The organism is Nostoc sp. FACHB-888 (genome assembly GCF_014696655.1).
Classification (GTDB): domain Bacteria; phylum Cyanobacteriota; class Cyanobacteriia; order Cyanobacteriales; family Nostocaceae; genus Nostoc.
Genome location: NZ_JACJQM010000257.1, coordinates 1 through 4993 on the forward strand (window position 1 = coordinate 1; position 4993 = coordinate 4993).

Sequence of the window (4993 nt, forward strand, 5' to 3'; positions counted from 1 at the left end):
TATCTGTCAAAAAATGATGCTTCGACACAAGTTCTCTATTTAAATAACAGAATTTTCTCTGATTTTTTTTCAAAATGAGAATTGCTGGCCGCACTCAAAGAAGCTGGAATTTTTGAATTTGATACTGTAATCGTAGCAATTGGCAATTATGTTCAGGAAAGTATTATAACTACCCTAAATGTGAAAGAGGCTGGTGTACCCCACGTCGTTGCCAAAGCTTCTAGTGAAGTTCACCAGAAACTGTTGCGGCGAGTCGGAGCAGATCATGTTGTTTTTCCTGAGTATGAAGCAGGTCGTGTCTTAGCGCGTACACTTACTAAACCCGCAATCTTAGATCGGTTTGATCTAGACCCAGATAACAGTATTGTAGAGTTGATTGTGCCTGATGAATTTCACGACAAAACAATCACTGAGCTTCAACTTCGTAACCGCTACGGTTTAAATTTCTTAGCAGTGAGCCAGGATGGTAAATTTATAATTAATCCTGACCCCACCAAGCGTTTAGAGCGTGGTTCAGCAATGGTAGTTATTGGCTGCAACAAAGATATCAATCGTTTGCCGATTTAAAAAACTTAGGAGTTAGAAAACATTTATAAAGTAAATCTTTAGACAAGAAAACGACGCAACATGATACGAGTCATGACAGCATAAATAGCCAGGGTAAGCGCATCGAATTTTGTAGCTCTTGATACAGATAAAAAGCTTAAAACTGTATCTGAATATCAATTTTTCATTCAAAGTAGGACAAATTGTCGTAAATGATTGAAAAAACATGGGTCAAATAGCTTTTTATATTTTTTCGCCACATAAATACGAAAATGTCAATCCTACCCCTTGGCTCAGTGTAGTAATTTTGAACTTATTTGTGCTTTGGTTGAACCCCAAAACCACTGTGTCAATAGAGTTTGAGATGCGCTTACCCTGGGTCGCTACACCTAACTCCTAACTTTTTACTGATGCTTGGTAAAAGGAACTTTGCTGTTTTGACTATCATCTAGCTTATGAGTCTGACGACGTGGACTCAAGCGATCACGAATTTTGCCAATCACGATATATAAAATTGGTACAAAAAACAGAGTCAAGAAAGTAGAGACAATTGTACCACCAGCAATCGCAGTGCCAAGAGATTTTCTACTAGCTGCTCCTGCTCCTTCAGGATTTACCAATGGCCAAATGCCCAAGATAAAGGCGAAGGAAGTCATTAGGATAGGTCGTAAGCGTTCTTGTGATGCTTGCACTGCTGCTTTGGTAATTGAAAGACCCCGCTCTTGCAGTTGGTTGGCAAATTCCACAATCAGAATGGCATTTTTACTTGCTAGACCAATCAGCATTACTAAACCAACCTGGCAAAATACATCGTTAGCTAAACCCCGCAACATCTGCGCGGACAACGCCCCTAAAATAGCTAGGGGAACTGACAGCATAATAATCAGTGGGTCAACATAGTTCTCATACTGAGCAGCCAGCACCAAAAAGACAAAGACAAGCCCCAATCCAAAAATCAGGGGCGCTAGACCGCCAGACTGTTTTTCTTCGGCAACGATCCCCGACCATTCATAGCCCATACTTGCTGGCAAAACCTGCTTTGCTAGTTGTTCCATAGCTACTGTTGCTTCACCGGAACTATAACCAGGAGCGGCGGAACCGTTGATTTCAATGGAGCGGAACAAGTTGTAATGATTAATCGTTTGCGCCCCGGTGGCAGAAGTAATTTTCAAGAGATTGCTCAGGGCAATCATCTGATTATTAGCAGAACGCACGTATAATTTCCCGATATCCGCGGGGTTAGAGCGAAACTGAGCGTCCGCTTGAACATACACCCGATAAGTTCGTTGTAGCAAATTAAAGTCGTTGACATACCGCGAACCTAAGTAAGACTGTAGGGTATTAAAGATATCATTTACTCCAACTTGCAGGGATTTAGCTTTGTTACGGTCTACTTCAATTAACATCTGCGGTGTATTTGCGCTAAAAGTGCTAAACACAGCTTGCAATCCTGGTGTCTGATTACCGCGTTGGAGTAGCTGACCCATAACTTGCACTAAGTTATTTAAACCACTGTTCCCTGTTCTGTCTTGTAGCTCAAACTGGAAACCGCCGAAACTGCCTAAACCCTGAATAGATGGTGGATTCACCGGGAAAATTCTTGCTTCGGGAATTGCCCCAAACACTCCAGCCAACTTACCAATAATTGCTTGTGCTGACTGTCCCGGTTCGTGACGCTTTTCCCAAGGCTCAAGAGTGGAAAAGATCGCACCACTATTGGCAGAGTTACCACTAAAACCAAAGCCACCGATGGCGAAAGTACCTGTGACTTCCGGCAATTTGAGGATTTCTTTTTCTACCTGAGCCATCACTTTGCTGGTGTAGTTGAGTGAAACTCCCTCTGGCCCTTGGATAAGGGTAATGAAATAACCTTGGTCGTCATCAGGGATAAACGCTGTAGGTATGCTGATGTAAAGCCAGCCCGTCACCCCCAAGGACAATATAAATATCCCCACTACGATCGCTTTCACCCGTGTCAAGCGCTTGAGTATTTCCTCATACTGTCTGCGTGTCCAATCAATAAACCTGTTAACCCGCTCAAAAATCCAGCCTAACCAACCGCCTGGTCTTTGCCCTGGACGCAGTAGCAAGGCTGAGAGGGAAGGAGTTAAGGTAATGGCCAGAAAGGTAGAAATCGCCATTGAAAAAGCGATCGTCAGCGCAAATTGCTTATATATCTGTCCCGTAGCTCCTGGGAAGAATGCCACGGGTACAAATACAGCCATTATCACTAGGGAAGTTGCAATCACTGCCCCAAACAGCTCCCGCATTGACTCAGAGGCAGCTTGCCGGGGCGACATCTCCTCATTTTCAATTAAGCGAGAGATATTCTCAACAATCACAATTGCGTCATCAACCACCAATCCCGTTGCCAAAGTTAAACCAAACATGGTCAGGGTGTTAATCGAAAATCCAAAAACTTTGATAAAGGCAAAAGTACCAATCAAGGTTAGGGGAACGACAATCACCGGAATCAGTGTAGTCCGCCAGTCCTGCAAGAAGATATAAATTACTAAAACGACCAGAGCGATCGCTTCTATCAACGTCTTAACTACTTCTGCTAGCGACGCTTCCACAAAAAGTGTTGTATCAAACGCCACCTGATATTTCAGTCCTGGGGGAAAACTTTGCTTCAGCCGCAGCATTTCGCTTTTAACTGCCCTAGCAACGTCTAAAGCGTTACTCCCAGGACTGGGAAATATCCCTAGACCCACACCTTCGTTGCCTCTAAATCGCAGAAAAGTACTGTAATTTTCTGCTCCCAATTCCGCCCGACCCACATCTTTCAACTTTACCAGCGTGCCATTCTCAGATGTCTTGATCACCATGTCGGCAAATTCTGTTGCCCCACTTAGTCTGCCAATAGCTTGCAAATCGATTTGATACATCTGATCTGGTAATGTTGGCTGTTGCCCAATTTGCCCAGCCCCCACCTGTAAGTTTTGCTCATTGAGTGCATCGATCACATCTTGGGGGGTGAGGTTACGACTAGCAAGGCTACTGGGGTTGAGCCACAAGCGCATCGCATAGCGGCGTTCACCAAAAATCTGCACCTCACCCACTCCTTTGATTCTTTTGAGGGCATCTACTATGTAGAGGTCAGCATAATTACTTAAAAAAACGTTGTCGTATTCTTTATTATCGGAGTACAGCCCGATCGCTAAGAGAATGTTATTAGACTGTTTAGTGACAGTGACTCCAGTTTGCTGCACAACTTCTGGTAAGAGCGGTTGGGCGATTGACACACGATTTTGCACATCGACTGCTGCAATATCTTTATTGCGCGATGCGTCAAATGTAACTGTAATCGTACTATTGCCATTGTTGCTACTATTTGAAGTCATGTATTTCATGCCTTCAACGCCATTAATCTGCCGCTCTAAGATAGTCGTGACGGTATTTTCTACAACTTCAGCATTAGCACCGACATAGTTAGCAGTAACGTTAATTTGAGTCGGGCTGATCTCTGGATATTGGTCTGTGGCTAGTGTCGGGATACTAATGGCTCCTACCAACAAAATGATGATGGAGCAAACACTTGCAAATACAGGTCGCTTAATAAAAAAATCAACAAACATGGGGATTGGCGGTAGGTATTTGGTAGTATGCTGGCAGGAACATACCACAATTTAGCATCCATTTTTAAGATTCTGGAGCGATTGCAACACCATCCCTGAGATTAACCAGCCCTGAGATAATAACTTTATTATCTTTGATTTCACCTAGTACGTGTTTTAAAAATCGATAAAATCTTGAAAATACTAAAGATTAGTGAGTTTAGCATTTACCTATGATTCTTCCACCGCAGCGTCGAGGCGACTTGACACAGCAGCAATGGAAGCGATTAAAGTCACTCCTTTAAGCTAAAAAGCTAGGAAGAGGCCGTCCAAGTAAAGATCACCGCACAATCATCAATGGAATGTTGTGGATTCTGCGAACGCTCCGCGCCGTGGTGCAATCTACCAAAACATTGTGGCGCATGGGAAACAGTAGCAGGTCGATTTTTCCGTTGGTGTAAAAATGGGCTTTGGCAAAAGATTTTACAATCTTTCCAGCGACTGGCTGATGCGTCGGGGTAGTTAGATTGGGAAGTTCATTATGTAGATGGTAGGTAGCGTTATCCGCGCCCACCAACATACGCCTGGGGCACTCATGGGGAGCTAGACGTTACAAATGAGATATCATATCTGCCATTGAACAAGTACTTTTTACAACATTACGTCTGTGTTCCAAGAGTAAATTTATTTAAACTTGCATAGTTGAGAAGTTAAGACATTATAGGCAGGAGAAATTGGTAAATAATAATCTGCGATCGGATCGATAATGACGTATCGAACAGAGTTACCACTAATATCTAATGTGGCTAAAATGTTTTTCTGATTCAAGCTAAAAATTTTAATTCCTCTTTGAAACAAACGTTGAAATAAGTATGTAGTCTGAATTTTGA

The 4993-nt window shown here is 42.9% G+C and carries 2 protein-coding genes and 2 pseudogenes; 1 reads left to right on the top strand and 3 read right to left on the bottom strand.

The features are described 5' to 3' along the window. Positions 1-87: 87 nt before the first annotated feature. A pseudogene (locus tag H6G26_RS38320) lies at positions 88-567 on the top strand (TrkA family potassium uptake protein); the annotation flags it as partial. Between the two features lie 383 nt (positions 568-950). On the opposite strand, the gene H6G26_RS38325 reads toward H6G26_RS38320, so the two are convergent. The 3 genes and pseudogenes from H6G26_RS38325 to H6G26_RS38335 form a co-directional block, all read right to left on the bottom strand. Then, positions 951-4124, bottom strand: coding sequence for an efflux RND transporter permease subunit (locus H6G26_RS38325; protein WP_190736946.1), 3174 nt, complete (start codon positions 4122-4124; stop codon positions 951-953). Between the two features lie 319 nt (positions 4125-4443). Continuing rightward, positions 4444-4677, bottom strand: coding sequence for a hypothetical protein (locus H6G26_RS43465; RefSeq protein ID WP_242054277.1), 234 nt, complete (start codon positions 4675-4677; stop codon positions 4444-4446). 110 nt (positions 4678-4787) lie between these two features. Next, a pseudogene (locus tag H6G26_RS38335) lies at positions 4788-4993 on the bottom strand (hypothetical protein); the annotation flags it as partial.